This window comes from Brachybacterium sillae, from assembly GCF_025028335.1.
GTDB lineage: Bacteria > Actinomycetota > Actinomycetes > Actinomycetales > Dermabacteraceae > Brachybacterium > Brachybacterium sillae.
This window is the reverse complement of sequence record NZ_JAFEUW010000001.1, coordinates 2,253,165-2,279,694: the sequence shown is the minus strand read 5'-3', so window position 1 is coordinate 2,279,694 and position 26,530 is coordinate 2,253,165. Positions and strand designations below refer to the sequence as shown.

Here is a 26,530-nt window from a genome sequence, read left to right as displayed (position 1 = left end):
GCGGGAGTGATGGGCGCCCCCGGCGCCGCGGGTCGTGCATCCCGGCGATCGACCCGACCACCCGGATCAGCGCGGCGGGTCCTCGTCCGCCTGTATCTCGCGCAGCGTGTCCGACAACAGCACCCGCAGGTGCTCCTGGGCGTCCTCCACCGACAGCGCCCGGCCATCCGTGCGCGGCGGCATCCCCTCCACCAGCGCCCCGCCGGTCCAGGCGAGGGTGTCATCCGGCAGGGAGGGGTCACGGCGCTGGTCGAGATCCAAGGGGGCGCCGTGGGCGACGAGGTCGCGGGCCAGGGCATCGGCCTGCGCGGGCGAACCGGAGCGCTGGTGCAGGCGCATCAGCAGGGACTGTGCGGTCCAGGCCTCGGCATCATGGCGGCCCGGCACGGCGAGATCCCGCACCAGCTGGGCGTACCCCGCGGCGAGGCCGTCCTCCCCGTCCTCGGCGAGGTCCTGGGCAACGCGCAGCGCCAGGCCGGGCAGCGGTTCGAGCACCCCCCACAGGGTCGCCGCACCCACCAGAGCCATGCCCAGCCGCGTCGGGAAATCCGGGTGCCGGGCGATCTCCTGCGGCCCCTCACCGGCAGCCGCGGTCATCTGACCGGTGTCGAGGGCACGACAGGCCTCCAGGTAGTCGCGGACCCGCCGGGTGACGGCCTCCCGCGCCGTCTCAGGGTCACCGAGGATCGCCTCGGCCCCCACGGGGTCGAGTCCGAGTCGGTCGGCCAGACGCGGCCACGGCATCTGCCACGGGGTGGGGACGGCGCCGACGAGTGCGGCTCGGATCACCTCGGTCATGCGCCGCGCACCCTCGGGCGGCAGGGGCTCGGGACTCGGTGTGGGGGTCATCGATCGCCGCGCAGCACCTCGAGGGCGTGCTGCAGATCCTCGGGATAGGTGGTGGTGTAGGTGACGCGTTCGTGCCGGGTCGGATGCTCGAAACTCAGCTCCATGGCGTGCAGCCACTGGCGAACGAGCCCCAGCCGCTGTGCGAGCGTCGGGTCTGCCCCGTAGAGCGGGTCACCGACCAGCGGGTGGTGCAGGGCGGAGAAGTGCACCCGGATCTGGTGGGTGCGGCCGGTTTCCAGCTTGACCCGCAGCAGCGTGGCGCCGGGCAGCTCCTCGAGCGTCGTGTAGTGGGTGACGGAGTGTTTGCCGTCGCGGCGGACCGCGAACTTGTAGTCGTGGTGCGGGGACCGCCCGATCGGTGCCTCGATGGTTCCGGCCGGGTCCTCCGGGCGGCCCTGGCACAGCGCGTGGTACACCTTGTCGACCGCGCGGGCGCGGAAGGCGTCCTTCAGCCGGGTGTACGCGGTCTCCGTGCGGGCGACGACCATCAGCCCGCTGGTGCCGACGTCGAGCCGTGAGACGATGCCCTGTCGCTCGGGATCGCCGCTGGTGCGCACGGCGATGCCGGCGGCCGCGAGGTGCCCGACCACCGTCGGCCCCGACCAACCGGCGCTCGGATGGGCGGCGACGCCGACGGGCTTGTCGACCACCACGAGGTCGTCGTCGACATGCACCAGGCTCATGCCGTCGGCGATCTGCGGCCGCACGGGAGCGGCGGGCCGTTCCTCGGGAAGTTCCACGTCCAGCATCGCCCCGCCCTCGAGACGGTGCGAGCGGGACTCCACGGCCCGGCCGTCGAGCAGCACCCGACCCTGGTCGACAAGGTCCGCAGCCTTCGAGCGGGACAGTCCGAGCATCCGCGACAGGCCCACGTCGATCCGTTCCCCCGCCAGACCGTCGGGGACCATCAGCAGTCGCGACCCGCTCACCGCTGCCCCTCCGGCCCGTCGTCGGTCGCCTGTCGCGCGGCGGGCTCCTCGTCCGCGCTCCCTTCCGCGGGGACGCCGAGCACGCTCAGCAGCACCACGAGCACCGCCCCTGTCACCACGGCCATGTCGGCGACGTTGAACACCGGCCAGTTCGGCAGCTCGAGGAAGTCGACGACCTCACCGCGGAACGGGCCGGGTGGGCGCAGCAGCCGATCGTGGATGTTGCCGAGGGCGCCACCGAGCACCAGCCCCAGCGCCACGGTCCACCCCAGCGACCGGACGGTGCGCCACATGTACACGATGACGGCGGCGGAGATGAGGATCTGCACGGCGGTCACCACGGGGGTGATGCCGGCGCCCATTCCGAACGCCGCACCGGAGTTGTACAGCAGTCGCAGGTGCAGCAGCGGCCCGAGCAGCGGCCTCTGCTCCAGCAGCGGCAGCGTCGCCTCGGCCCATGCCTTGGACCACTGGTCGGCGACCAGGACGACGGCCGCGGTGGCGGCGAACACCAGGGGCACGACGAGACGGCGGACAGCCGGGCGCTCGGAGCGCGCGGTGTCCGCCGTCGTCGGGGAGTGGGGGGTCACAGGCCGAAGTTCGCCTGCTTGTCCTGCGTCTCGTCGGTGTCGAGCTCGCGCAGCTGGCCCTCCAGGTAGTTGCGCAGTCGGTTGCGGTAGTCACGCTCGAAGGTGCGCAGACCCTCGATGGTGCGCTCCAGCTCCGCCTTCTCGGCCTCGAGGGCCTCCAGGGTGGTGCGGGACTTCTCCTCGGCCTCACCGACGATACGGCGATGCTCCTCGTTGGCCTCCGCGATGAGACGGTCGCGCTCGTCCTCACCGTTCTTCACGTACTCGTCGTGCAGACGGTTCGCCAGGGCGATGATGCCAGCAGCGGCCTGATCGGGGGTCTCGGCGACCGGAGCGGCCACGGGGGCCGCCTGGGTGGAGGTGTCGACGGAGGCGTCGTACGCGGGGGCCTGGTCGGCGACGACATGCTCGGAGCGGTCGTGGTCCTCCACGACGACCTCGTCATGGTCGGAGGCGACGAACGGAGCGGAACCACCGACGGACGGCTGCGCACCGGCCTCGAGCTCGGCGATGCGCTGGTGCGCCTCCTCGAGTTCCATGGTCAGACGAGCGTTCTCGTCGATGAGCTCCTTCAGGCGCGGCAAGACCTCGTTGTCGAGGTAGTCGTCCACCTCGTCCATGTCGTAGCCTTCGGAGAACCGCACGGGAGTGAACCGCTTGTCCTCCAGGTCCTCGGGCATCAGAGCCATGGGTCACCTTCTCGTCGTCGGGTCGTAGGTCGGGCCACAAGGGATCCCGAACGGGAACAGCGTAACCGATCCGGGCGGGGCATCAGTCCCGGCCAGAGCAGGGACGTCTCACAGAAGCGGCGCGATGAGCCGCATCAGCAGGGAGCAGATCAGCAACAGGACCAGCAGGCTGAGGTCCAATGCCACCGCCCCCAGACGCACCGGCGGCACCACCCGGCGGACCGCTCGTACCAGGGGGTCGGTCACGGTGTAGACGAGTTCGAAGATCACCGCGACGATTCCCTGCGGGCGCGGGTCACGGGACAGTGCCCGCACCCAGTCGACGATCAGCCGGGCGATCAGCAGGATCTGCAGCAGGAACAGGGCGAGGTACAGGATCCCCGCGATCACCGACACAGCGGCTCAGCTCTGGTTGTAGAAGCTGCTGTCGTCCCCGGTGCCGTCACCGTCCACCTCGATGAACTCGGGGGAGAGCAGGAACACCTTGCTGGTCACACGCTCGATGGTGCCGCGCAGTCCGAAGACGAGACCGGCGGAGAAGTCGACCATCCGCTTGGCGTCGCCGTCCTGCATATCGGAGAGGTTCACGATCACCGGCACGCCGTCGCGGAAGGACTCGCCGATGGCCTTCGCGTCGTTGTACGAACGCGGGTGGATCGTGGTGATGCGATGCATGGAGTCCTCTCCCGGGTGCGCGGGGAGAACGCTCGGCCGCTGCCGGATCGGCGTCGCCGCCGCCTCGCTGCGCTCCGGGACCGCGACGGATCCGCCCTCGACGCGGCGGGGCGCCGACTGCTGATGCTCCCGACGGGTCTCATGCTCGTCCTCGTAGTAGTCGTCCTCGACCTCATTGGCGAGGCCGAGCGCGACCATCGCGTTGTGCCAGGTGCCCATGGCGCGGTGTCTCCCTGAGTCGTGTGCGGTGTCGTGGTGGTGCGGTGTCGTGGTGACCCTGGGCGGATCGTGATGACGCTGTCGGCCCCGGGGAAGCACGGGGAGTGCGCGGGAGCCGGTCACTGCGAACGTACCGGAGCGGGCGGCCGATTGTCCGCAAGCGCGCCGCGTGTCACGCGCTCCGCACATCTCCTCTGCTCGCCCCGGCATCGCCCTGCGCGCGTGACGATCCGCTGCGGCGGATCACTCCGGCGAAGCGTCCTGTGCGGGAGGCGCGCCGGTACGAGAAGAATTCCCCGTCCTCCAGGGTGCAGGGGGCGTCGGACCGGATGTTCACCGCGGGGATCCCCTGCCCGCGGAGCACCTCGACGGCGCCCGCGCGCAGGTCCAGGCCCGGGGTGCCCCAGCGGGTGGTGGCGGCGGTCGCGGGGTGAGTGCGGGCGGCATCCTCTCGCATCCGGTCGGGCACCTCGTAACAGGCACCGCAGATGGCGGGACCGATCGCCACCTCGAGGCGCTCGGGGCGGGCCCCCTCCTGCTGCATCACGGCGACGGTGTTCTCCAGCACCCCGTCGAGCAGTCCGCGCCGGCCCGCGTGCGCGACGGCGATCACCCCGGCGTCACCGTCGGCCAGCAGCACGGGCAGACAGTCCGCGACCATCACCGCCAAGGCCACGTCGGTCCGGCGGGTCACCTGGGCGTCGGCGGTGCGGACGGCCCGCGGGTCGTCACCGCTGCGCACCACCACCACGTCAGCGGAATGCACCTGGTCGAGGTACGTCACCGGGACCCCGACCTCGGCCTCCAGGGCGAGGCGGTGGCGATGCACGACCGCCGGGTCGTCCCCCACGTGCAGGGCGAGGTTGAGCCCGTCGAAGGGGGCGGGCCCCTCTCCCCCGGCGCGAGAGGTGAAGAGGGCACGGGCCCCACGCATGCGTGGGGCCCGTGCCACCAGGGACTCGTATCGGGTCACGTCCGGTCCATCGGTTCGATCACGTCCGGTGCGTCAGATCCGGCGCGTCACTTCAGGAAGGACGGCAGATCCAGGTCGTCATCGTCGGCCGGGGGCTCCTCGATGCGCGGCGGACGCACCGGCTGCGCGGCCGGGGTGGTCGGGGCCGGCTGCGGGGACGGCGCCGACTGCTGGCTCGGGGCCTCCTCCTCGTCCTCATGCCATTCGTTGTGCTCGACCTGGGCGGGTGCCGGGGACGGGGCCGAGGGGGCGGGGCGGGACGGGGTGAAGGTCTGCACCGGGGCCCCCCATGCACCCTGGGAGGCTCCGCGGTCCTCCTCGGTGGAGCGCTGCACCACGGCGGGGCGCGGCTGCTGCTGGAACGCGGGACGCGGGGACTCCGAGCGGCCGCCCAGCGCCGGCATGTCGGTACGCGGGGTGGGGCCGCCGCCCTCGAAGCCGGCGGCGATCACAGTCACGCGCACCTCGTCGCCGAGGGCGTCGTCGATGACCGAGCCGAAGATGATGTTCGCGTCGGGGTGCGCTGCCTCCTGCACCAGGCGGGCGGCCTCGGAGACCTCATGCAGACCGAGGTCGCTGCCGCCCTGGATGGACAGCAGCACGCCGAAGGCACCGTCGATGGACGCCTCCAGCAGCGGGCTGGAGACGGCGAGCTCGGCGGCCTGCAGCGCCCGGTCCTCGCCGCGGGCGGAGCCGATGCCCATGAGGGCGCTTCCCGCACCCTGCATCACGGACTTCACATCGGCGAAGTCGAGGTTGATCAGGCCGGGGGTGGTGATCAGGTCGGTGATGCCCTGCACGCCGGAGAGCAGCACCTGGTCGGCCGACTTGAACGCATCGAGCATCGACACCTGCTTGTCGGCGATGGAGAGCAGGCGGTCGTTGGGGATCACGATGAGGGTGTCCACCTCGGCCTGCAGCGCTGCGATGCCGGACTCGGCCTGGGTGGAGCGACGGCGGCCCTCGAAGGTGAACGGACGGGTGACGACACCGATGGTCAGGGCGCCGAGGCTGCGGGCGATCTTCGCCACGACCGGCGCACCGCCGGTGCCGGTCCCGCCGCCCTCACCGGCGGTCACGAAGACCATGTCGGCCCCGCGCAGGACCTCCTCGATCTCCTCCTGGTGGTCCTCCGCGGCGCGACGGCCGACCTCGGGGTCCGCGCCTGCGCCGAGGCCGCGCGTGATCTCCTTGCCCACGTCGAGCTTCACGTCGGCGTCGGACATGAGCAGCGCCTGGGCGTCGGTGTTGATGGCGATGAACTCGACGCCCTTCAAACCGGATTCGATCATCCGGTTGACGGCGTTCACGCCGCCGCCGCCGATGCCGACGACCTTGATGACAGCGAGGTAGTTCTGGGATCCGGCCACGGAGTTGTCCTTGCTCTTCGATGCGTTCGACTGGGCGGGGCTCCGGCCTCGACCCTGAACCCTCGACCTCAGGTCGAGGTTCACAGTCCGGAGCCCTGGTCCCGTTCTTCGACGCTATGGGCGGTCCGACCCCCGCGCAAATACCGTCCGCCGCGTGTCGCCGCGGATCGTCCTGCCGGGTGGGTCATCCTGCGCCCCGACCTCAGCGGGTGACGGGTGCGATGGGCGAGGACACGTCGACGACGGTGCCGGGCTGCTCCAACAGGGCCATCACCACCCGGGCCTTGAGCTCGGCGTCGGCGGCGGTGCCCCACACCACGGTGCGGGTGCCTCCCTGGCCGCCGGATTCCCCACCGTCCGTGCCGTCGCCCGCCCCGGTGCCGTCCGCGGGGGCCGGGCCCACGGTGAGGGTGACGTCACTGGGAGTGCCGGCGGTGATGCCGGTGACCCGGGTCCGCAGCTCCTCGGGCAGGCCGGAGGCGACCTCCAGCATCGCGGCGGTCGTGGCCTCGGGGTCGCGAGTGCCGGGACGGACGGTGAGCGGGATCAGTTCGGTCCCCTCACCCGCTGCCGCCGGGAGCGCAGTGCCGGTGGCATCGAGGATGGCGGGGGCGCCTCCCGGACGGGTCACGCGCGCCACCGGTGTGCGTTCGGTGACGCGGATCCGCATGCCGTCGGGCCAGCTGCGATCCACCTCGGCGGAGGCGACACCGGGGACCTGTTCGACCGCCCTCTCGATCCGACCCGAGGGCAGAAGCACCACACTGCGGCCGAACCCGGGGGCCGCAGCCTCCTCGATGACGGCGGGATCGGTGTACCCGACCCCCGCCACCTCGGCGTCGCGGACCTCGAAGTACGGGGCCCACAGCAGGATCGCGAGGGCGACGAGCAGCAGCGCGGCCACGCCGATCGCGGCTCCGATCACGCGTCGGCGACGGCGGCGCCAGGGCACTCCGGTGATCAGCCGGGCGAGGCGCTCACCGTTGCGGCTCTCACCACCGCGCCCCTCGCTCCCTGCGCCGGCCGCCGCCGCGTCCGGGCGCTCCGGCGGGGGCACGCTGGCCCGCGCGGCGAGCGACCGGCGGTGTGCCGGCAGGGAACGGGGAACCGGACCCCCCGGCACGCGATCCTCCGCGGTATCGCTGCGGCCCGTCCCGTGCTCCGTCGGGACGGTGTCGGGTCGCGAGGTCGTGGAGCCGGGCCGGGTGTCGGCGGTGCCACCCGGGGAGGTCGTGGGGGCGGAGCCGGAGGGCCGCTGCGGGGCCGACGGCGCGCGCAGATGCTGCGCGGGCCGTCGCGGGGCCGCGGGGCGTCGGGGCCTCATCGCTGCTGCAGCGCCTCGAGCACCAGCGGGGTCGTCTCCACCACGTCCCCGGCGCCGAGCATCAGCACCAGATCCCCCGGGCGGGCGGTGTCCGCGACGAGCCCGGGCACCTCGGCCCGGTCATCGAGGGGCCGCAGGGCGGCTCCCGCGGGGGCGCGGTCGGTGATGGTGCGGGCGGTGACGGTGGGATCGGGGTCCTCACGCGCCGGGTAGATCGGCATCACCACCGCCTCGTCGGCGGCGGCGAGCGCCTGCGCGAACTCGGCGGCGAAGTCCCGGGTGCGGGAGAACAGGTGCGGCTGGAACACGGCGATCACCCGCGCGCCCTCCGGCAGGAGCCCGCGGGCCGCCTCGACGGTGGCGGCGACCTCCCGCGGATGGTGGGCGTAGTCGTCGACGACGGTGACACCGTCCACGGTGCCGGCGCGGTCGAAGCGCCGGGAGGCGCCGTGGAAATCCGCCAGCCCGTCCAACAGCGACTGGACGGTGGCGTCGGGGCGCAGGGCGTGGGCACCGGCGAGGGCGCCGAGGGCGTTCAGGGCGTTGTGGTGCCCGGCCACGAGCAGGGTGCCGGTGGCCTCCCCGGTGGGCGTCGCGATCCGCAGGCGGGTGCCCTCGGGGCTCCCCTGCTCCTCGAGGATCCGCCAGTCGGCGTCGGGGGCGGTGCCGTAGGTGTGGACGTCGAGACCGCGCTGCACGGCGCGGCGGCCGAGCTCGGCGGAGCCGGGGTCATCGGCGCAGACGATGAGGCGTCCCGCGGGGCCCTCCCCCGTCTGCAACCGGTCCACCAGGGCGTCGAAGGCCGCCACGACGTTCTGCGGGGTGCCGTGGAAGTCGAGGTGGTCGGCCTCCTGGTTCGTCACCACCACGGCCCGGGGGGTGAAGGCGAGGAAGGAGCCGTCGGATTCGTCGGCCTCGACCACCGCGGTGTCCGAACCACCGAGCCCGGCGTTGTGGCGCAGGTCGGGGACGGCGGCGCCGAGCGCCCAGGCGGGATCCTCCCCCGCTCCGCGCAGGGCCAGGGTGGCCATGGCGGTGGTGCTGGTCTTGCCGTGGGTGCCGGCGATGGCGAGGAGGTCGCGGCCGCGCAGCAGGCCCGCGAGAGCGGCGGCGCGGTGCACCACGGGCAGGCCGCGGCGATGGGCCTCGATCACCTCGGGGTTGTCGGGCCGCACGGCGGTGGAGACCACGACCACGTCGCAGTCCTCGGCGATCAGGGCCGCGTCGAAACCGATGCCGATCTGCGCACCCATCTCCCGCAGCGGGCCGATGAACTGGCCGTCCTGGGAGTCGGAGCCGCTCACCCGCAGGCCGGCACCGAGGGCGAGACGCGCGACCGCGCTCATGCCCGCGCCGCCGATGCGGATGACGTGGGCGGAGCCCACCGGGTCCTGGGGCCAGGCCTCCTGGGTGACGACGGGGCCGGGGCGGAGGATCGTGCGGACCTGGCTGCTCATGACGCCACGCTAGCGCGGTCGCCCTGGGCGGCCGCCAGGATGATCCGTGCCAGGCGCTCGGCGGCATCGGGCACCCCGAAGGTCCGGGAAGCCCGTGACATGGCCTCGCGGCGCTCGGCGTCCAGCAGCAGCGGCAGCACCAGATCACGCACGGTGTCGGCGGTGAACTCACCGTCGGGCACCATCAGGGCGCCCCCGGCGGCGACCACCTCGGCCCCGTTGAGGGCCTGCTCGCCGTTGCCGATCGGCAACGGCACCAGCACCGCGGGCAGGCCGACGACGGTGAGCTCGCTGACGGTGCCGGCACCGGAGCGGGTCACGGCGAGATCGGCAGCGGCGTAGACGTCCTCCATGGCGCGCACGTACTCCAGCACCCGGTAGCCGGGGCGTTCGGTGATGTCGGCTTTGCCGCGACCGGTCACGTGCACCACCTGGGCGCCGACGGCGAGGAGATCGTCGGCGGCCTGGGCGACGGCGGCGTTGAGCCGCTGGGCGCCGAGGCTGCCACCGGTGACCAGCAGCACCGGGCGGGAGGGGTCGAGGCCGAGCTCCCGCACGGCGTCGTCGCGGCGGGTGGCGCGATCCAGGTGGGCGATGCCCTCGCGCATCGGCATCCCCAGACGCTGGGCGCGCGGCAGCGGGGTGCCGGGCAGGGCGGTGAGGACGGCGCGGGCGCGGCGGGCGCCGAGGCGGTTGGCGAGCCCGGGGCGCCGGTTGGCCTCGTGGACGATCAGCGGGATGCCGGTGCGGGCGGCCGCGAGGTATGCGGGCGGGCACACGTAGCCGCCGAACCCGGCGACGGCATCGATCCGGCGCTCCCGCATCAACCGGGCGGTGCGGGTGATGGTGCGGGTGAAGCGGGAGGGGAAACGCAGGGCGGCGGTGTTCGGACGACGCGGGAACGGCACCTTCTCGATGGTCTCGAGCGCGAACCCGGCGGCGGGCACCAGATCGGCCTCGAGGCCCTCGGCGGTGCCGAGCACGGTGATCTCGGTGTCGGGGGCCTCGGCGCGCAGGGCGCGGGCGGTGGCCAGCAGCGGGTTCACGTGACCGGCGGTGCCGCCCCCGGCCAGCAGCACCCGAACCGGCGCGGTGCCGGTGGTGAGCGGGGTGGGTCCGGAGGCGGAGGGGACGGTCATCGACGGCTCCTTCGAGAGGTGCGGGACGCGGTCCGGGAGTCCGTCCGGGCGACGGGTGTGCTCCGCGAGGGACGACCGGATGCGCGACCCGACGTGCGACCCGCCGTGCGGCCCGCGGCGCGACCGGAGACCCGGGGGGCGGTGCGGGAGGTCCGCGGCGCGGGGGCGGCGTGGACGGCGGAGGTGCGCTTGACGGTGCCCAGGCGGGCCCCGATGGCCTCTTTCGCCCCGGGCTCGTGCCGCGCGAAGGACAGCAGCATGCCCAGCGCCAGCATCGAGGCGAGCAGCGCGGAGCCGCCGGAGGAGATGAACGGCAGCGGCACCCCCAGCACCGGCAGCAGGCCCGTCACCACCATCATGTTGACGAAGGCCTGGCCCAGCAGCCAGGCGCACACCCCGCCCACGGTGATCTGGACGAAGGGGTCCCGCACCCGGGAGATCATCCGGAGCATCACCAGGGCGAGCAGGACGAACAGCGTCAGCAGACCGAGGGTGCCGACCAGTCCCAGCTCTTCCCCGATGATCGCGAAGATGAAATCGTCCTGTGCAGCGGGCAGCAGACCCCACTTCTGGCGGGACTCCCCGAGACCCACGCCCCACCAGCCTCCCTCGGCGAGGGCCTGGAGGCCACGGTCGGTCTGCAGGCAGGAGTCCCCCTCGCAGGTGCCGTGGAGCCAGTTGCCGATGCGGGCCATGCGGTTGCCGGAGACCAGCACAAGCGCGGCGACGGCGAGCCCTCCGAGGCCGCCGCCGACGACGAACCAGCGGCGCGGCACACCGGCCACCCACAGAGCACCCGCCACCAGCATGCACATGACCATGGTGGTGCCGAGGTCGTTGCCGAGCACCACCAGGCCGAGGGCGAGCATGACCACCGGAACCACGGGAAGCAGCACCTCGAGGGTGCGGTGCAGTCGGTGCCGCTTCCCCGCGAGGATCGCCCCCAGCCACACCGCCAGGGCGAGCTTCAGCACCTCCGACGGCTGGAAGGTCATGCCGCCGATGAGGATCCAGTTGCGGTTGCCGTACGCACCGGTGCCCAGCGGGGTGTGCACGAGCATCTGCAGCGCGAGACCGATGCCGAGCAGTACCCAGGCACTGCGGCGGTACCACGCAGGCGGGGTCATCGCCGCGACAGCCAGCAGCGGCAGGCCGATCAGGGCGAAGCGCCCCTGGGAGATCAGCCCGGTGTAGGGCGACTCCCCCTTGGCGATGCTGATCACGGCGGCACTGGAGAAGACCATCACCACGCCGATGCTGATCAGGAGGGTGCCGATCACCAGCAGGGCGGCGAAGTCCAGCGCCGGGGAGCGCAGCCAGCCGGCGAGTCCCGACCGCACCCGGGCGGGGACATCGGCCAACGCTCCGGTGTCGTGCGGACGCAGCACGCGGGTGCTGCCCCGCGCCGGCTGGTGCGTGGTCATGGCCCGTCTCCCCCTGCGAGCTCCCGGACCGCGGCGGCGAAGAGATCGCCGCGCTGCCCGTAATCCGTGAACTGGTCCATCGACGCGGCCGCAGGGGCCAGCAGCACGACATCACCCTCGCTGGCCAGCGACCGGGCCAGGGTGACCGTCTCACGCATGTAGGTGGCGCGGTCCGCGTCCCGGTCAGTCTCGCCTCCCGAGGGGCGCAGGACGGGGACGTCGGGCGCGTGTCGGGCGAGGGCCTCGCGGAAGGGACCGGGATCACGGCCGATGAGCACCACGGCGCGCAGGCGGTCGGCGCAGAGAGCGACGAGCTCGTCGACGTCGGCGTCCTTGGTGAGCCCCCCGGCGATCCATACGGCGCTCTGCACTCCCCGGAGGGAGGCGAGCGCGGAATCGGGGTTGGTGGCCTTGGAGTCGTCGACGTAGGCGACCCCGTCGATCCGGGCGACCACCTCGGCGCGGTGGCGGCCGGGGCGGTAGGCGCGCAGGCCGGCCTGGACGGCGGCGGGTTCGACCCCGTGGGAGCGGGCGAGGGCGGCGGCGGCGAGGGCATCGAGCACCACGTGCGGCGGGGCACCGTGGGCGCCCAGATGCGCGAGGTCCTCCAGGCGGGCGAGTTCCGCGGCGGTGCGTCGGCGGTCCTCGACGAACGCCCGGTCGACGAGGAGGTCCTCGACCACACCGAGCTCCGACAACCCGGGGGCACCGAGGGTGAGGCCGATGGCGCGGGCACCCTCACGCACGTCGGCCTCCTCCACCAGACGGCGGGTGCGTTCATCGGCGACGGTGTACACGCAGGCGCGTTCGACGCCCTCGTAGATCCGACCCTTCGCGGCGGCGTACTCCTCGAGCCCGCCATGCCAGTCGAGGTGGTCCTCGGAGATGTTCAGCACCGCGGCGGACTGCGCGAGGACGTGGTCGGTCCAGTGCAGCTGGAAGCTGGACAGCTCCACCGCGAGGACCTCGTAACCGATCGGGTCGAGAGCCGCCTCGATCAGCGGCAGACCGACGTTGCCGCACGCCACGGCGCGCAACCCGGCAGCCCGGAGGATCGACTCGAGCATGGTGACGGTGGTGGTCTTGCCGTTGGTGCCGGTGACGGCGAGCCAGGCGGGGCCGTCCGCCGGCTGCATGCGCCGGGCCAGCTCGATCTCACTCCACACGGGGATACCGCGGTGCGCGGCCTGCGCCAGCAACGGCTGGTCGGGCCGCCACCCGGGGGAGGTCACGACGAGATCCGGCTGCACGTCGGGGGGCAGGCACTGTGTGTGCTCCAGCCCCAGACGGACGTCCACGCCGAGGTTCTCCAGGATCCGGGCGCGCTCGCGGGTGGCGTCGGTGGTGCTGGAATCGACGACGACCACGTGGGCCCCGCGCTGCATGGTCTGGTCGGCGACCGCGTACCCGGAGACCCCGAACCCGGTCACCAGGATCGTCAGCCCGGAGACATCCATCCCGGGCCAGGGCCGCTGCTCGAGGGGCAGGCCGTGCGTCACCGCACCACCTGCGCCAGCGCGTCGAGGTAGAACAGGCCCAGACCGAGACCGGCGAGGATGCCGGCGACGATCCAGAACCGCACCACGATGGTGACCTCGTTCCAGCCGAGCAGTTCGAAGTGGTGCTGCAGCGGTGCCATGCGGAACACGCGCTTCCCGGTGGTCTTGAAGCTCGCGACCTGGATGATCACGGACAGCGAGATGATCACGAACAGTCCGCCGATGATCGCGCCGAGCAGCTCGGTGCGCGAGACGATGGTGATCCCGGCGAGGGCGCCCCCCAGGGCGAGGGAACCGGTGTCCCCCATGAAGATCTTCGCCGGGGAGGTGTTCCACCACAGGAACCCGATGCAGGCGCCCGCCACGGCCGCGCAGATCACGGCGATGTCCAGCGGGTCGCGCACGGTGTAGCAGCCGGGGGCGCCGCCGACGGTGTCGCAGCTCTGGCGCCACTGCCAGAAGCAGATCAGCACGTAGGTGGTGGTGAAGATGATGGTGGCGCCGGAGGCGAGGCCGTCGAGTCCGTCAGTGAGGTTCACACCGTTGGACCAGGCGGCGACCAGGAAGTTCGCCCACATGGCGAACAGCAGCACACCCAGCACGGTGCCGGCGGCGGCGAGGTCGAGCCACGGGATGTCCCGCACGAAGGAGATCCGGGTGGAGGCGGACGTGTGGCCCTGGGCGTCGGGCGCGAGCAGTGCCAGCACAGCGAACAGCGTGGCGACGAGGAACTGGCCGATCAGCTTGGCCCGGGGGCGCAGCCCGAGACTGCGCTGATGGGAGATCTTCAGGTAGTCGTCGAGGAATCCGACCAGCCCCAACCCGGCCATGAGGAACAGCACCAGTGCCCCGGAGATGGTGGGGGCGCTCCAGGTGACGAGGTGGGTAATCGCGTAGGCGAGCAGGGTCGCGAGGATGATCGCGACACCGCCCATGGTGGGGGTGCCCCGCTTGGTGGCGTGGCTGGTGGGGCCGTCGTCCCGGATGAACTGCCCGTACCCCTTGTGCACCAGCAGACGGATGTATGCCGGGGTACCGAGGATGGACAGGACGAGGGCAACGCCCCCCGCCACCATGATCGCGATCATGCGGTGCGGTCCTCCGTCTCCTCCGTGGTATCGCGCGTCGTGTCGGCCTGCAGTGCCTGCACGAGCCGGTCGCCCAGCTCGCGCAGACCGGAGTCGCGGGACGACTTCAGCAGCACCACGTCGCCGGGCCGCACGAACCGTTGTAGCACAGCGAGGGCCTCCTCCACGGTCGCCACATACTCGGACTCTCCGCCGAAACTGCCCTCCAGGCCGGCACCCTGGTGGATCGGCCGGGCACCCTCACCCACGGCGATCAGATGGTCGATGTTCAGCCGCACGACCAGACGGCCGGTCTCGTCGTGCAGGCGGATCGAGTCCGCTCCGAGCTCACGCATCTCTCCCAGCACCGCGATGGTGCGGCGATGGCGGCCCAGGTGCGCGAGGGTGCGCAGGGCCAGTCGCATCGATTCGGGGTTGGCGTTGTAGGCGTCGTTGACGACGGTGATGCCACCGGGGAGCTCATGGGTCTCCATCCGCTGCCCGGAGAGCGGCTCGGCGGTGCGCAGCACCTCGGCGACGTCCTCGGGGCCGACCCCCGCGAGCAGCGCGGCAGTGGCAGCGGCCACGGCGTTGAACGCCTGGTGCTCCCCCAGCAGGCGCAGGGTGATGGGGAGCTCCCCGGCGGGGATCGCGCCGCCGTCGAGGCGGGTGAGTCCCTCGGGGATCACGAGGGTGAAGCGGGCTCGGGCGGCCTCATCGAGGGTGAGGTCGTGCACCCGCACATCCGCCGGCCCCTGGCCCCAGGTGACCACGGGCGCGGAGGTGCGGGGGGCCATCGCCGCGACCCGCGGATCGTCGGCGTTCAGCACCGCCCGGCCCTGCGACGTGAGGGCCTCGATGATCTCGCCCTTGGCCTGGGCGATCGCCTCGGGGCTGCCGAACTCCCCCAGGTGGGCGGAGCCGACGTTCAGCACCAGGGCGATGTCCGGCCGGGCGATGTCCGTCAGGTAGCGGATGTGGCCGATGCCGCGGGCACCCATCTCGAGCACCAGGCAGCGGGTCTCCTCGGTGAGCCCGAGCACCGTCAGTGGCAGACCGAGTTCGTTGTTGTGACTTCCCGGCGGGGCGATGGTCGGCCTGAGACGCTCGAACAGCTGCCCCAGAAGGTCCTTGGTGCCGGTCTTGCCGGCGGACCCGGTGACGGCGACGACGACCAGCTCGGGGCAGCTGGCGCGGGCCCGCTCCAGCTGCCCGCGGGCGAGGTCGGCGAGGGCGACCTCGGCATCCTCCACCAGCACTCCCGGCACGCCGACATCGCGGGTGAGCAGCACCAGGGCGGCACCGGCATCGACGGCCCGCTGGGCGTAGTCATGACCGTCGACGTGCTCCCCGTCGAAGGCGGCGAACAGATCCCCGGTCGCGACCTGCCGGGAGTCGACCACGGCCCGACCGGTGACGCGCTCCTGCCCGGTGGCTCCGCCGACGAGGCGCCCCCCGGTCGTCGCGGCCACCTCCTGCGCGGTCATCGTCAGCATTCCTCGGCCTCCTGAGGGGTGGTGTCGTCCTGGGCGGGATGGCGGGCCGCGAGTGCACGCCGCAGTTCGACGCGGTCGTCGAAGGGCAGCACCTGTCCGCCGATGTCCTGGCCGGTCTCGGCGCCCTTCCCGGCGACCAGCACCAGGTCCCCGGGGCGGGCGAGATGCGCGGCCCGGTCGATGGCCTCGCGTCGGCCACCGACGTCCAGCACCTCGGCACCGGTGTCGGCGGGGATCCCGCCGAGGACCTCGGCGCGGATCCGGGCCGGGTCCTCGCTGCGGGGATTGTCGTCGGTGACGATCACGACGTCGGCCCCGGCGGCGGCGACGGCCCCCATGTGCGGCCGCTTGGTGCGGTCGCGGTCACCCCCCGCGCCCATCACCACCAGGATCCGCTGCACGTCCGGCAGTGACCGCAGCGTCGACAGGGCCTGCTGCAGGGAGTCCTCGGTGTGGGAGTAGTCGACGACGCCGCGCACCGGGGCCCGGGAGACCAGTTCCATCCGCCCGGGGACGGTCGCGGCGCGGCCCAGTGCGTCGGCCGCCTCGGACGGCGCGATCCCCACGGCGTCGAGCAGCAGCGCCACGGCGATCGTGTTGGCGACGTAGTGGCGCCCGGGCAGGGCGCTGCGCAGCTCGGGGCGCGCGCCGGCCGGACCGGCGAGCACGAAGCGGGACCCGAAGCCGTCGAAGGTGATCGCCTCCGCGCGATGGTCGGCCGGGCGCCCCGGCAGGGTCGCGTAGGTGACGGTGGGGATGCCGCGTTCCTGCGCCATGGCGGCCAGGCGGGTGCCGTAGTCGTCGTCGGTGCAGATCACGGCATGGCGGCAGCGGCCCGGCAGGAACAGGGAGGCCTTGGCCTGGAAGTAGTCCTCCATCGAGGGATGGAAGTCCAGGTGGTCCTGGGTGAGGTTGGTGAAGGCGGCGGCCTCGAACACCACCTCGTCGGCGCGGTGCAGCACCAGGGCGTGGCTGGAGACCTCCATCGCGCAGGTGTCGACCCCGTCCTCGGCCATGCGGGCGAGCAGGCCGTGCAACTCCGGTGATTCCGGAGTGGTGCGCACGGTCGCGATGCGGTGGTCGTGACCGTCGGTGTCACGGAAGAAGGTGCCGCTGGTGCCGATCACACCGCTGGGGCGACCGAGCTCCAGCAGGGTGCGGTGGAGCATCGTGGTGACGGACGTCTTGCCGTTGGTCCCGGTGACGCCGATCATCCGCAGGCGCTCGGCGGGACGACCCAGGATGAGAGCGGCGGCGGTGGCCATCACCGCCCGGGGGTCCTCCACCACCAGGGTGGCCAGCCCGGCGCGCTCGCAGTCCTCCTGGCCGGCCGGATCGGTGAGGGCGGCGACCGCTCCCCCGTCGGCGGCCTGCTGGGCGAATCGGGCCCCGTGCGTGCGGGCGCCGGGCAGGGCGCACCACAGGTCCCCGGCGCGTGCGGCACGGGAGTCGAGGGTGATCCCCTGCAGCTGCACGGCATCCAGGCTGCGACCCTGCCCCGCCGCGGCAGCGCTCACCCGCACGGCGGGACCGAGCTGCGCGAGCAGATCGGCGAGGGGCAGCCCGGAGACGACCTCGGGGCGGGCGGGGTCCTCGATCACGACGCCGGTCACCACTCATCCTCCAGGTCGCGACCGGGCCGGCCCGTCGGGGCCACCCCCTGGTTCTGCAGGGCGTAGCCCATGACCTCGGAGAACGCCGGGGCAGCGGCGGTGGTGCCGGAGATGAAGCTGGTCAGGCCGTAGATGAACACCCCGGTCACCAGTTCGGGGTCGTCGGCCGGAGCGATCCCGATGAAGGACGCGGTGTAGGTGCCGTCGGGCACCTGGGCGGTGCCGGACTTCCCACCGACGGCGTAGTGCGGGATGTTCCCGTTGTGCTTGCCGTCGTCGACGATGTTGTTGTCCATCAGCTGCACCATCGTGGCGGCGGTCTGGGAGGACACCACCCGGGTGCGCGTCGGCTCCCCGAGCGGCCGCAGGGTGCCGCTCTCATCCATCACGCCACGCACCAGGGAGGGCTGCACCCGCACCCCGTCGTTGGCGAAGGTGCTCACGGCGGAGACCATCTGCAGCGCGTTGACGGAGTAGCCCTGCCCGAAGCTGGTGGTGAACCGCATGCGCGGGTCCCAGTCCTCGGGCGCGTGGAGGATGCCGGCGGATTCACCGGGCAGACCCACCCCGGTGCGCTGGCCGAGACCGAACCGGCGCAGGTACTCGTAGCGGGTGCGGTCGTCGAGAGTCTGCGAGACCTGCACCGTGCCCACGTTGGAGCTCTGCGCCAACACTCCAGCGAGGGTCAGCTTCTGCACCTCGTGGGCGTGGGAGTCCTTGATCCGCTGCCCGTCGAAGGTCATCGTGGACGGAATCGTGTACTGGGAGGTGGGGCTGACCGTGCCCTCCTCGATCGCCGCGGCCATGGTGAACAGCTTGCCGGTGGAACCGGGCTCGAAGACGTTCGACAGTGACTGGTTGCCGCGGTACTTCGCGTCCGTGCGCCCCGGGGCGTTGGGATCGTAGGTGGGGTAGTCGGCGAGAGCCAGCACCTCGCCGGTGCGGGCGTTCATCACCACGGCGCTGCCCCCGCTGCCGCCCCACCTGTCGACGGTCTGCGCCAGGATCTGCTGGGTGCGCCACTGCAGGTCCTGGTCAATCGTCAGCTCGACGGTGCGACCGTCGACGGCACGCTGGGTGGCCTGGGGGGCAGTGGGGATGATCTGGCCGCCCGCGCCGCGCTCGTAGCTGATCCGGCCGTTCTCACCGCGCAGGACGTCGTCGTAGGCGATCTCAGTGCCGGCCAGGGGCTCCCCGTCGCCGCTGACGAAGCCGAGGACGTTTCCGGCGACCTCCCCGGAGGGATAGGTGCGCTGGGCGACACGGTCGGAGCCGACCCCGGGGATGCGCAGAGCCATGGTGGCGTCGCGGACGGCGGGGTCGACGCCCTTGGACAGGTACACGAAGCCCCGCGTACCGGAGAGTTTCTTCTCCGCTTCGGCGGGAGTCATGCCGAGAACGGGGGCGAGGGTGCGCGCAGCACCCTTGACGCCCTTCTCCTCGGGCCGGGCGTCCTCGTCCTTCGCACGGTACTCGTCGACCTGCCGCTGGTCGACCCACAGGTCATACCGTTCGACGGAGGCGGCGAGGACCTTCCCATCACGGTCGAGGATGTCCCCGCGCAGCGCGGGGATGGTCCGCTCGACGGTGCGGGATTCCCGCGCCTCTGCGGCGAGAGCACGGGAATTGAGCCCCTGGACCCAGAGCAGACGTGTGCTCAGCGCCAGCGAGGCCAGCAGGATGACGACCACCAGGAAGCGGTGGCGCACGGTGGGCTCCCCGACGCGGGGTGGGGGGATGCGCGATGAGCTCGCCATGGGTGATCAGAGTCCTTCGCCGCCGAGACCTCGGTAGGGCGTGCCGGGGCCGGGGACCGCCGGCATCGGCGCCGGGGGCGCCTGGACGCCCGCCGGGTCGGTGGCCGCGGCGCCCTCACCGCCGACGACCTCACCGGTCGCCAGATCGATGTAGGCGGGCTCGCCCACGGGCACCATACCGAGGGCGCGGGCGCGCTTCTCGAGCTCCTGCGGCGTGTCGAGATGGCGGTTCTGTTCCACCAGTGCCTGCTCCTCCTCGGCCAGACGCTGGGACTGGGCCTGCAGGCGAGTGATGCGGTAGCTGGTGTCGGACATCTGGACGTTCAGCACCAGCACCGACAGCAGGGAGGCCAGCAGGATCGCGGTGCACAGGATCGCGAACGGCACGGTCGACAGACGCGGCCGAGGGCGGCTGACGACGGTGAGCCGAGGGCGCGTGGACGCCGGACTGGCCGGGCGGGGTGAGCGCAGCGGCCGAGCGGTGGCGGTGATGCTGACCATTCAGGGCACCTCAGGACGGGATCGACAGACGTTCGACGGCGCGCAGCCGGACGGAGGCGGCGCGGGGATTGCGGGCGAGTTCGGCGTCATCGGCCTTCTCGGCGCCACGGGTGAGGGCGGCGAACCGGGGGCGATGCTCCTCGAGTTCGACCGGCAGACCCGGCGGGGCGCTCGAGGTGGTGCGGCGATGGAACGCCGTCTTCACCAACCGGTCCTCCCCCGAGTGGTAGGACTCGACGGCCAGTCGCCCACCCGGCAGCAGGGCGTCGAGGGCGCCCTCCAGCGCGTCGACGAGGATCTCCAGCTCCCGGTTCACCGCGATCCGCAGCGCCTGGAAGCTGCGCTTGGCGGGGTGGCCGCCGCGGTGACGGGCGACGGCGGGCACGGCCTGCTCGATGAGGTCGACGAGCTGGGCGCTGCGGGTCAGCGGTGCGGCCTGCCGGGTGCGGACCACGGCACGGGCGATGCGTCGGGCGTGGCGCTCATCCCCCAGGTCATGCAGGATCCGCGCGATCTCCTCCTCCGGCAGGTCGGCCAGGAGGTCGGCGGCGGTGGGGCCGCCGGAGTCGGGGTCCATGCGCATGTCGAGCGGAGCGTCGACGGCGTAGGAGAACCCGCGCTCGTCCGTGTCGATCTGGAAGCTGGACAGTCCCAGGTCCAGCAGGATCGCGGCGGCGCCGGGCAGGCCGAGGTCGTCGAGGACCTCGGGGATGCGGTCATAGGTGGCGTGCACCAGGGTGATGCGATCGCCGTGGCCGGCGCGCTGGAGGCGCTCGCGGGCGAGGTCCAGAGCCTGGGCGTCGCGGTCGATACCGACCAGGCGGGCCTGCGGTGCCGCGTCCAGGATGGCGGTGGCATGGCCACCCATGCCGAGGGTCCCGTCGACGTAGACCGCGCCGTCGTGCTGGAGGGCGGGCAGGAGCAGCTCGACGCACCGGTCCCGCAGGACGGGGAGGTGGCGCTGCTCGGCCGGCAGGCTGTGCGGCATGCATCCTCCTCGCGGTCGTCGGGTCGGCTGGGGGCGGGGCCGGGAGGTACCCGGGTGGGTTCGAGGGGTCGTGCCGCGGGACTCCCCGTCGCTCCCGTCCCGCCACCGGGGAAGTTGCGTCGGGGCGCGAGCGAGAGGGTGTCGCGCGGCACGAAGGACCTCAGAACAGCCCGGGCACCACCTCCTCGGCGGTCTGGGCGAAGCCCTCCTCCTTCTGCTCGAGGTAGGTCTCCCACGCGGGGAGTGACCAGATCTCGAGCCGGTCGAGTGCGCCGATGACGGCGCACTCCCGGTCCAGCCCCGCGTAGGTGCGGAGATGACCCGGAATGGTGATGCGCCCCTGCTTGTCGGGGATGACGTCCTCGGCTCCGGAGAGGAGCACGCGGAGGTAGTCGCGGGTGCGCTGGTCGGTCGTCGGGGCCCGGCGGGCCTCGTCGAGCTTCTGTTTGAACTCCGCGAGCGGGTACACCGCGATGCAGTGCTCCTGGCCACGGGTCATGACCAGACCGCTCGCGAGTTCGTCACGGAACTTCGCGGGGAAGATCAGCCGACCTTTCTCATCGAGCTTGGGCGTGAACGTTCCGAGGAACATCCGGCACCCCCTCCCGATCGGATCGGCGGGACTGCTCTCCCCGCGCCCTCCACTTTACCCCACCACCCCCCACTGAGCGCCAGAGAGAGGGCGGTTTCCGCACCGATGACGTGCATCACTGCAGGTCATTCGGGATGGTGCGGGGTGGAGGGAAACGAGGCTCCGCACGACCCGGGGAGGCGCCGACTCAGGGTTCCTCCAGGCTGCGGCGGCAGCTCCACACGGGCCCGTCCGACAGACGCGCAGGTCAGCGCCCTACGGCCCGTGGAGCCGCCGTGGCAGTCGCTCCTGCCGACGGACTGGTGGAGCGAAGTGGAGGAGCCGGGGGGAGGGAAGGGGAGGGTGCGCGATGGGTGCCGTGGAACCGTCGCGGGGACAGCGGGTGAAGGATGCAGGACGAGGAGGACCCCTGCCCCGGCGGGCAGGGGTCCTCGGACGGGTGGGGAGGGCCGGAGAGGTGCGGGGCCGCGATCTCAGAGACCGCGGTCGTCCTCGGTGCGCCGCTCCCAGCGCTGTTCCATGCGCTGGACGAACCCCCGGTTCGTCGGTCGCTGCGCACCACCGGCGGGATGGGGGGCGCGCGGGCCCGCGGTCTGCGGGGCGGTGCGATGGTGGTCCGGATCCATCTCCGGGGCGGTGACGGCGATCAGCCCACCCCCGAGCATGAGCACGAAGGCGAGCACGCCGAGCCAGACGGCCGACAGTTCGACCGCCAGGATCAGCAGGGCGAGGCCCGCCAGCAGGGCGATCAGGCCGAGCAGCTGGCGTCGGCGGTCTCGGGTGGGTCGGGGGCCCTCGAAGCCACGCGCGAAGGTGGGATCGTCCGCGTGAAGGCGTCGTTCGAGGTCGTCGAGCATTCTCTGCTCATGCTCGGACAGCGGCATCCTCGGCACCTCCTGCTCGTACGATGCGGCGCGCGTGCGCGCGGGCCTCAGGATAAGCCGCCGTCCTGAGCGCGAGGAACCGCTCGGTCACCCCGCGGATCGGAGAATCGGGTCGAGTCGGCGGGCCCGCCCGCATCGATGGGTCGGGCCGGACCGGCGGGTCGGATCTGGGAGCCACGGTGCACGCTGCCCTGCCCGAAGCGGTCACCGATCCGGTCCCACGCGGCTTCGAGATCGGACCACCCGGTGGTGCGCCCGGTGAGCTCCAAGGGTTCGGCCCCCTCGTCGCGACGGCGGAGGTTCTCGGCCCGCACCCCGGCCAGGCGCACCCGCGGCACCTCCTCGCGGCTGCGTTCCCACAGGGCGATCACGTGTTCCCGGAGGCGCTCACTGCTCGCGGTGGGCTGGTCGAGGGTGACGGAGCGGGTGATCGTGCGGGAGTCGTGCCGACGCAGCTTGATGCTCACGGTGCGGGTGAGCATGTCGTGGCGGCGCAGGGAGCGGGCGACCTCATCGGCCATGGCCGTCAGGCGGGCGCGGATCTCCAGCGGGTCGGTGAGGTCGATGTCGAAGGTGCGCTCGGTCCCGAGGGAGCGGTCGCGGACCCGGCGGGTCTCCAGACCGGTGCGGTCCTCCCCCGCCGCGAGCCGCCGCAGGGCCTCGGCCTGCGGACCGACGGCGCGGCGCAACGCCGAGGGTGGCACCGCGAGGAGGTCCCCGACGGTGCGCACCCCGAGCCGGCCGAGCTCTGTCACGGCCCGGGGGCCGACGCCGCTGATGGTGCCGACGGGCAGGGGGGCGAGGAAACGCGCGGTGTCCTCGACGGGGACGACCAGCAGCCCGTCGGGCTTCGCCCGGGCGGAGGCGATCTTGGCGACCGCCCGCGAGGCACCCACACCGACGCTGCTGGGCAGGCCCACCTGCTGGCGGATGCGTCCGCGCAGCAGTTCGGCGATGTGGGCGGGCTCCCCCAACAGGCGCCGGGCACCGCGCACGTCGAGGAAGGCCTCGTCGATGCTCACCTGGTCAACCTCCGGCGTGACGGTGTGCAGCACCTCCATCACCTCCCGGGAGACGGCCCGGTAGTGGGCACCGCGCGGCGGGACGATCACCAGATCAGGGGCGAGACGCCGCGCCGTGGCCATCGGCATGGCGGAGTGGATGCCGCGCGCCCGGGCGGGGTAGCTCGCGGCGGCGACGACACCGCGGGGCCCCGCCCCGCCGACCACCACCGGCAGCCCTACGAGAGACGGGTCGTCGCGGATCTCCACGGAGGCGAAGAAGGCGTCCATGTCGACGTGCAGGATGGTCGCCATGTCGTCGCTCGGGCGGGGGTCCGGGGTCACCTCGGCACCTCCTTGCGCACGTCGGGTTCTGCCTGCATCGGGCACGGCTCTGCTCCCGCGCCGTCTCCGGGACGGGACCGGCCCATCGTAGGTCGCGGGGCAGCGGGAGGATGCCCCGTGCGGCCGGGACCCTGTCCACGGCGAGCGGGTCTCACCCGGCGAGCGGAAGGCTCGCCCCCTCCGCTCCGAGCAGTTCCTGTTCGATGCGGGCGAGGGCCGCTGCGGTCAGCTCCAGATGCTGCGCCAGCAGCCGCGGATCGGGGTGATGGCGCTCGCTGCGCTCCAGCCTCTCCCCCTCCCGCACCAGGGGCTCCATCTGTTGTGCCCAGGCGGCGTCCTCCCCGCCGACGCGGTGCAATGCCTGCCACACGTTCAGCGGCAGTCTCCGCCTGCGGGTGGCAGCAGCGCGCCGCACGAGGATGCCCGCACCCCGCAGTGCCGCCAGGTGGCTGAGCGCGAAGGCGTCGCGCGGGGCCTCGGCCCGCGCCCCACGGGCCCGCGCCAGCAGCCGCTGGGCCTGTGCCAGCCGATCGAGTTCGGCGTCCAGACGCCGCGCCCGTGCCGTCACCGCTGTCATGTCCCCACCCCTTTCCGGTCGGTACTGCGCAACCTACGGACCACCCCCGACAGACGAAGCCCGCTGGGGACGACCCGCCCCTGGGGAGGAAGCAGACGCAGAGGCGTGACACGGTGCGGACACGGGGCCGGGACCGGGGTCCGGAGCGCTGCCACCGGCCCCGGACCTACCCTGGGTCGGTGGCCTCCCGTTCCCGTCGCGCACGCACCGCGTCCTCCTCCGGCTCCCCTGCCGACCCGCCCCTGGGCACCGCCGTCCCCATCGCGTCCGGGACCGCCCGCCTGGTGCCGGAGGCCGATGGCGGGGTGCTGCTGGAGGTGAACGGGGTGCAGAGCTCCTATCACCACCCCGATCCCGAACACCTGGTCTTCGAGTACATGCGCTGGATGGACACGGTGGCCAGGCAGCTGCTGCCCACGCCGCAGGACGGCGACGGCCTGGAGATGGGACACCTCGGCGGCGGGGCATGTACCCTCGCGCGCGCCTTCGCCGCCCACTGGCCCGGGGCGAAACAGACCGTGGTGGAGATCGACGGGCCGCTGGTGGACCTCGTCCGCTCGGGTCTCGACCTGCCCCGCCCGCCACGGATGAAGGTCCGGGTGGGTGATGCCGCGGAGGTGCTGCGCAGCTGGCGCGACGACCGCTTCACCCTGCTGGTGCGAGACGTCTTCTCCGGGGACACCACCCCGCAGGAACTGCGCACCTCCGCGGCGGCGGCCGAGGCCCGACGTGTCGTGCGCCCCGGCGGCACCTACCTGCTGAACGTGGCCTCCGCGCCGGGGACGTCGGTGATCGCGGCGGAACTCGGGGCGCTGTCGGAGGCCTTCGAGCACCTGGCGGTGATCGCCGAGCCGGCGCAGTTGCAGGGCAAACGCCGCGGGAACGTGGTGATCGCCGCCGGTGATGACCCCCTGCCGGCGGGCCTGGATCGGGCGCTGCGCGCCGACGCCGTCACCGTGCGCCTGGCCGACCAGGCGGTGGTGGCGGAGCTGACCCGCCGTGGTCGCGCGACGCTCGGCCTATGAGCGCCCCGCGCTCCCGGGGGACGGCCCCCGAGCGCACCCCGGAGATGCGCGGAGGGGGTGCGGACCGATCGGTCCGCACCCCCTCCGAGATGCACGGGAGGCCTGCTCAGGCGAGCGGGCGCACCTTCTCCGCCTGCGGGCCCTTATCGCCCTGCGAGACCTCGAACTCCACGCGCTGACCCTCATCGAGGGTGCGGTAACCGTCCATGTCGATCTTGCTGTGGTGGACGAACACGTCCGCACCGCCACCGTCGATCTCGATGAAGCCGTAGCCCTTCTCGGCGTTAAACCACTTGACCGAGCCCTGCGCCATAACCTGTCACTTTCCGTTGGGAGGGAGAACCGGATCCGGGATCCGGCTCGGGAGCCGCCTGTGACGCCTCCTACCGTGACGGGTCACGGGATCGGGCTGCCGCCGGCGGGATCGTCGACGGTCATCACGGGAACCACCACATCATGGCACGGACAGGCTGTGCACGGCACACCGGTTCGTCGCGGCACCCTGCCGCGGGGCACTCCGCCATCGGGGCCGCCCCGTCGGAGCCGCCCGAGGCGGCACCGCTCACCCGGTTCCGGGTCGGGGGCGATGCTCAGGACCCGGCAGGGGTGGAGGACCCGCCCTCCGGCGGCTCCTGCCGGGCGGCGAGGAACCGCTCGAAATGGTCGCCGAGCTCGTCGGCGGTCGGCAGATCCGCGGTGGTCGCCAACCCTGCCGATCCGGTCTCCTGCGTGACCGCGTCGTACTGCTCCTCCAGGGCATCGACGATGCCCCGGGCGTCGTCGTTGTCGGAGATGGTGCCGTCCAGTGCTGCCATCGCGGCATCCGACAGGTCTCCGAGGTCCACCAGCGGGATCTCGAGGCCGGCGGCGTCGCTGATGCGTCGCAGCAGAGCGAGGGAACCCGCCGGGAAATCCGTGCGGGAGAGGTAGTGCGGGACCTGTGCCGCATACCCCATGGCGGGGTGCCCGGCCCGCTCCAGTTCCTTCTCCAGGAAGGTGCCGAAGGCGGCGGGGATCACGATCTCGCCGGAATCCTGCGCCGTGCGGCGCTGCTCCCCCGCCAGCAGGGACGGGTCGTTCGCATGGGCGATGAGCCCGATCGGGCGGGTGTGCGGCACCGCCATCGGGATCGCCTTCATGCTGAGCACCCGATCGACCTCGAAGTACTCCACCAGGTCGATCAGGGCCTCGGCGAAACGTCGCCACTGCAGATCCGGCTCCGGCCCATCGAGCAACAGGAACGGGGTGTCCCGCTCGTCGTACACCAGGTAGAGCGCGATCTCCGGCATCTCCACCTCGGTGTAGGCAGAACCGTTGAAGACCGCCTGAGGGCGCGACCCGCGGTAGTCGATGAGCTCGTCGGTGTCGAAGGTGACCACGCGGACGTTGCGCAGGCTGTCGCGCAGGTACCGCACGGCGATGCGGCAGGCGTTCCCGGCATCCACGATGCCCGGCAGCGCATGCACCAGCGGCAGAGGTCCACGGGGGATCGCCCCGATCACCTCGGGCGAGGCGAAGCTGTAGAGGTCTCGGGGATCGCGCACGGC

26 protein-coding genes are annotated in these 26,530 nt (G+C 72.6%); 1 reads left to right on the top strand and 25 read right to left on the bottom strand.

Features of this window, described 5'->3' with window-relative positions; genetic code table 11:
- Positions 1–66: 66 nt before the first annotated feature.
- From JSY14_RS10510 to JSY14_RS10400, 23 genes are all read right to left on the bottom strand, one after another.
- Entirely contained in the window at positions 67–798 is a 732-nt protein-coding gene (locus JSY14_RS10510) for a hypothetical protein (RefSeq protein WP_259558955.1), read from the bottom strand.
- 47 nt (positions 799–845) lie between these two features.
- On the bottom strand, positions 846–1,778 hold the full coding sequence (locus JSY14_RS10505) for an RluA family pseudouridine synthase (protein ID WP_259558953.1): 933 nt from the start codon (positions 1,776–1,778) through the stop codon (positions 846–848).
- Positions 1,775–2,368 carry a signal peptidase II gene (gene lspA / locus JSY14_RS10500; RefSeq protein WP_259558951.1) on the bottom strand — a complete coding sequence of 198 codons (594 nt, stop codon included), beginning with the start codon at positions 2,366–2,368 and terminating at the stop codon, positions 1,775–1,777. Before lspA ends, JSY14_RS10505 begins: the two co-directional genes overlap by 4 nt.
- Positions 2,365–3,057, bottom strand: coding sequence for a DivIVA domain-containing protein (locus tag JSY14_RS10495; protein WP_259558949.1), 693 nt, complete (start codon positions 3,055–3,057; stop codon positions 2,365–2,367). Before JSY14_RS10495 ends, lspA begins: the two co-directional genes overlap by 4 nt.
- 108 nt (positions 3,058–3,165) lie before the next feature.
- Positions 3,166–3,453 (bottom strand): YggT family protein, encoded by a 288-nt coding sequence (locus JSY14_RS10490; RefSeq protein ID WP_259558948.1) that lies wholly within the window; start codon positions 3,451–3,453, stop codon positions 3,166–3,168.
- 6 nt (positions 3,454–3,459) lie between these two features.
- Positions 3,460–3,951, bottom strand: a complete 492-nt coding sequence (locus tag JSY14_RS10485) for a cell division protein SepF (RefSeq protein WP_259558945.1) — start codon at positions 3,949–3,951, stop codon at positions 3,460–3,462.
- A 172-nt stretch (positions 3,952–4,123) separates the two neighbouring features.
- Positions 4,124–4,924 carry a peptidoglycan editing factor PgeF gene (gene pgeF, locus JSY14_RS10480; protein ID WP_259558944.1) on the bottom strand — a complete coding sequence of 267 codons (801 nt, stop codon included), beginning with the start codon at positions 4,922–4,924 and terminating at the stop codon, positions 4,124–4,126.
- Between the two features lie 47 nt (positions 4,925–4,971).
- A complete protein-coding gene (gene ftsZ, locus JSY14_RS10475) occupies positions 4,972–6,294 on the bottom strand; it encodes a cell division protein FtsZ (RefSeq protein ID WP_259558941.1) in 1,323 nt (440 codons plus the stop codon).
- Between the two features lie 202 nt (positions 6,295–6,496).
- Positions 6,497–7,618, bottom strand: coding sequence for a cell division protein FtsQ/DivIB (locus JSY14_RS10470; RefSeq protein WP_259558939.1), 1,122 nt, complete (start codon positions 7,616–7,618; stop codon positions 6,497–6,499).
- Positions 7,615–9,075: a UDP-N-acetylmuramate--L-alanine ligase gene (murC, locus tag JSY14_RS10465; RefSeq protein ID WP_259558937.1), complete on the bottom strand. Its 1,461-nt coding sequence runs from the start codon at positions 9,073–9,075 to the stop codon at positions 7,615–7,617. Before murC ends, JSY14_RS10470 begins: the two co-directional genes overlap by 4 nt.
- On the bottom strand, positions 9,072–10,214 hold the full coding sequence (gene murG / locus JSY14_RS10460; protein WP_259558935.1) for an undecaprenyldiphospho-muramoylpentapeptide beta-N-acetylglucosaminyltransferase: 1,143 nt from the start codon (positions 10,212–10,214) through the stop codon (positions 9,072–9,074). Before murG ends, murC begins: the two co-directional genes overlap by 4 nt.
- Complete coding sequence (gene ftsW, locus JSY14_RS10455; protein ID WP_259558934.1) at positions 10,211–11,638, bottom strand: putative lipid II flippase FtsW; 1,428 nt, start codon at positions 11,636–11,638, stop codon at positions 10,211–10,213. Before ftsW ends, murG begins: the two co-directional genes overlap by 4 nt.
- Entirely contained in the window at positions 11,635–13,095 is a 1,461-nt protein-coding gene (gene murD / locus JSY14_RS10450; protein ID WP_259559666.1) for a UDP-N-acetylmuramoyl-L-alanine--D-glutamate ligase, read from the bottom strand. Before murD ends, ftsW begins: the two co-directional genes overlap by 4 nt.
- A 38-nt stretch (positions 13,096–13,133) precedes the next feature.
- A complete protein-coding gene (mraY, locus tag JSY14_RS10445; protein WP_259558931.1) occupies positions 13,134–14,225 on the bottom strand; it encodes a phospho-N-acetylmuramoyl-pentapeptide-transferase in 1,092 nt (363 codons plus the stop codon).
- Positions 14,222–15,700, bottom strand: coding sequence for a UDP-N-acetylmuramoyl-tripeptide--D-alanyl-D-alanine ligase (locus JSY14_RS10440; protein ID WP_259558929.1), 1,479 nt, complete (start codon positions 15,698–15,700; stop codon positions 14,222–14,224). Before JSY14_RS10440 ends, mraY begins: the two co-directional genes overlap by 4 nt.
- Entirely contained in the window at positions 15,694–17,313 is a 1,620-nt protein-coding gene (locus JSY14_RS10435; RefSeq protein WP_259558927.1) for a UDP-N-acetylmuramoyl-L-alanyl-D-glutamate--2,6-diaminopimelate ligase, read from the bottom strand. The genes JSY14_RS10440 and JSY14_RS10435 overlap by 7 nt, the downstream gene beginning before the upstream one ends.
- Positions 17,310–19,070 (bottom strand): peptidoglycan D,D-transpeptidase FtsI family protein, encoded by a 1,761-nt coding sequence (locus JSY14_RS10430; RefSeq protein ID WP_259558925.1) that lies wholly within the window; start codon positions 19,068–19,070, stop codon positions 17,310–17,312. The genes JSY14_RS10435 and JSY14_RS10430 overlap by 4 nt, the downstream gene beginning before the upstream one ends.
- 6 nt (positions 19,071–19,076) lie before the next feature.
- Complete coding sequence (gene ftsL, locus JSY14_RS10425; protein ID WP_259558923.1) at positions 19,077–19,571, bottom strand: cell division protein FtsL; 495 nt, start codon at positions 19,569–19,571, stop codon at positions 19,077–19,079.
- A 10-nt stretch (positions 19,572–19,581) separates the two neighbouring features.
- On the bottom strand, positions 19,582–20,559 hold the full coding sequence (gene rsmH, locus JSY14_RS10420) for a 16S rRNA (cytosine(1402)-N(4))-methyltransferase RsmH (protein WP_259558921.1): 978 nt from the start codon (positions 20,557–20,559) through the stop codon (positions 19,582–19,584).
- Positions 20,560–20,719: 160 nt separating this feature from the next.
- On the bottom strand, positions 20,720–21,151 hold the full coding sequence (gene mraZ / locus JSY14_RS10415; RefSeq protein WP_259558920.1) for a division/cell wall cluster transcriptional repressor MraZ: 432 nt from the start codon (positions 21,149–21,151) through the stop codon (positions 20,720–20,722).
- A gap of 473 nt (positions 21,152–21,624) precedes the next feature.
- On the bottom strand, positions 21,625–22,035 hold the full coding sequence (locus JSY14_RS10410) for an SCO2097 family morphological protein (protein WP_259558918.1): 411 nt from the start codon (positions 22,033–22,035) through the stop codon (positions 21,625–21,627).
- Positions 22,036–22,082: 47 nt separating this feature from the next.
- Entirely contained in the window at positions 22,083–23,381 is a 1,299-nt protein-coding gene (gene dinB, locus JSY14_RS10405; RefSeq protein ID WP_259558917.1) for a DNA polymerase IV, read from the bottom strand.
- Positions 23,382–23,532: 151 nt separating this feature from the next.
- Positions 23,533–23,958: an SAV_6107 family HEPN domain-containing protein gene (locus tag JSY14_RS10400; RefSeq protein ID WP_259558912.1), complete on the bottom strand. Its 426-nt coding sequence runs from the start codon at positions 23,956–23,958 to the stop codon at positions 23,533–23,535.
- A 179-nt stretch (positions 23,959–24,137) separates the two neighbouring features.
- Here JSY14_RS10400 and JSY14_RS10395 point away from each other — a divergent pair, with 179 nt between their 5' ends.
- On the top strand, positions 24,138–24,983 hold the full coding sequence (locus JSY14_RS10395; protein ID WP_259558910.1) for a spermidine synthase: 846 nt from the start codon (positions 24,138–24,140) through the stop codon (positions 24,981–24,983).
- A gap of 106 nt (positions 24,984–25,089) precedes the next feature.
- Here the strand turns inward: JSY14_RS10395 and JSY14_RS10390 are convergent, their stop codons facing one another.
- Positions 25,090–25,296, bottom strand: coding sequence for a cold-shock protein (locus JSY14_RS10390; RefSeq protein ID WP_259558908.1), 207 nt, complete (start codon positions 25,294–25,296; stop codon positions 25,090–25,092).
- 277 nt (positions 25,297–25,573) lie between these two features.
- On the bottom strand, positions 25,574–26,527 hold the full coding sequence (locus JSY14_RS10385; protein WP_259558906.1) for a proteasome assembly chaperone family protein: 954 nt from the start codon (positions 26,525–26,527) through the stop codon (positions 25,574–25,576).
- Positions 26,528–26,530: the final 3 nt, after the last annotated feature.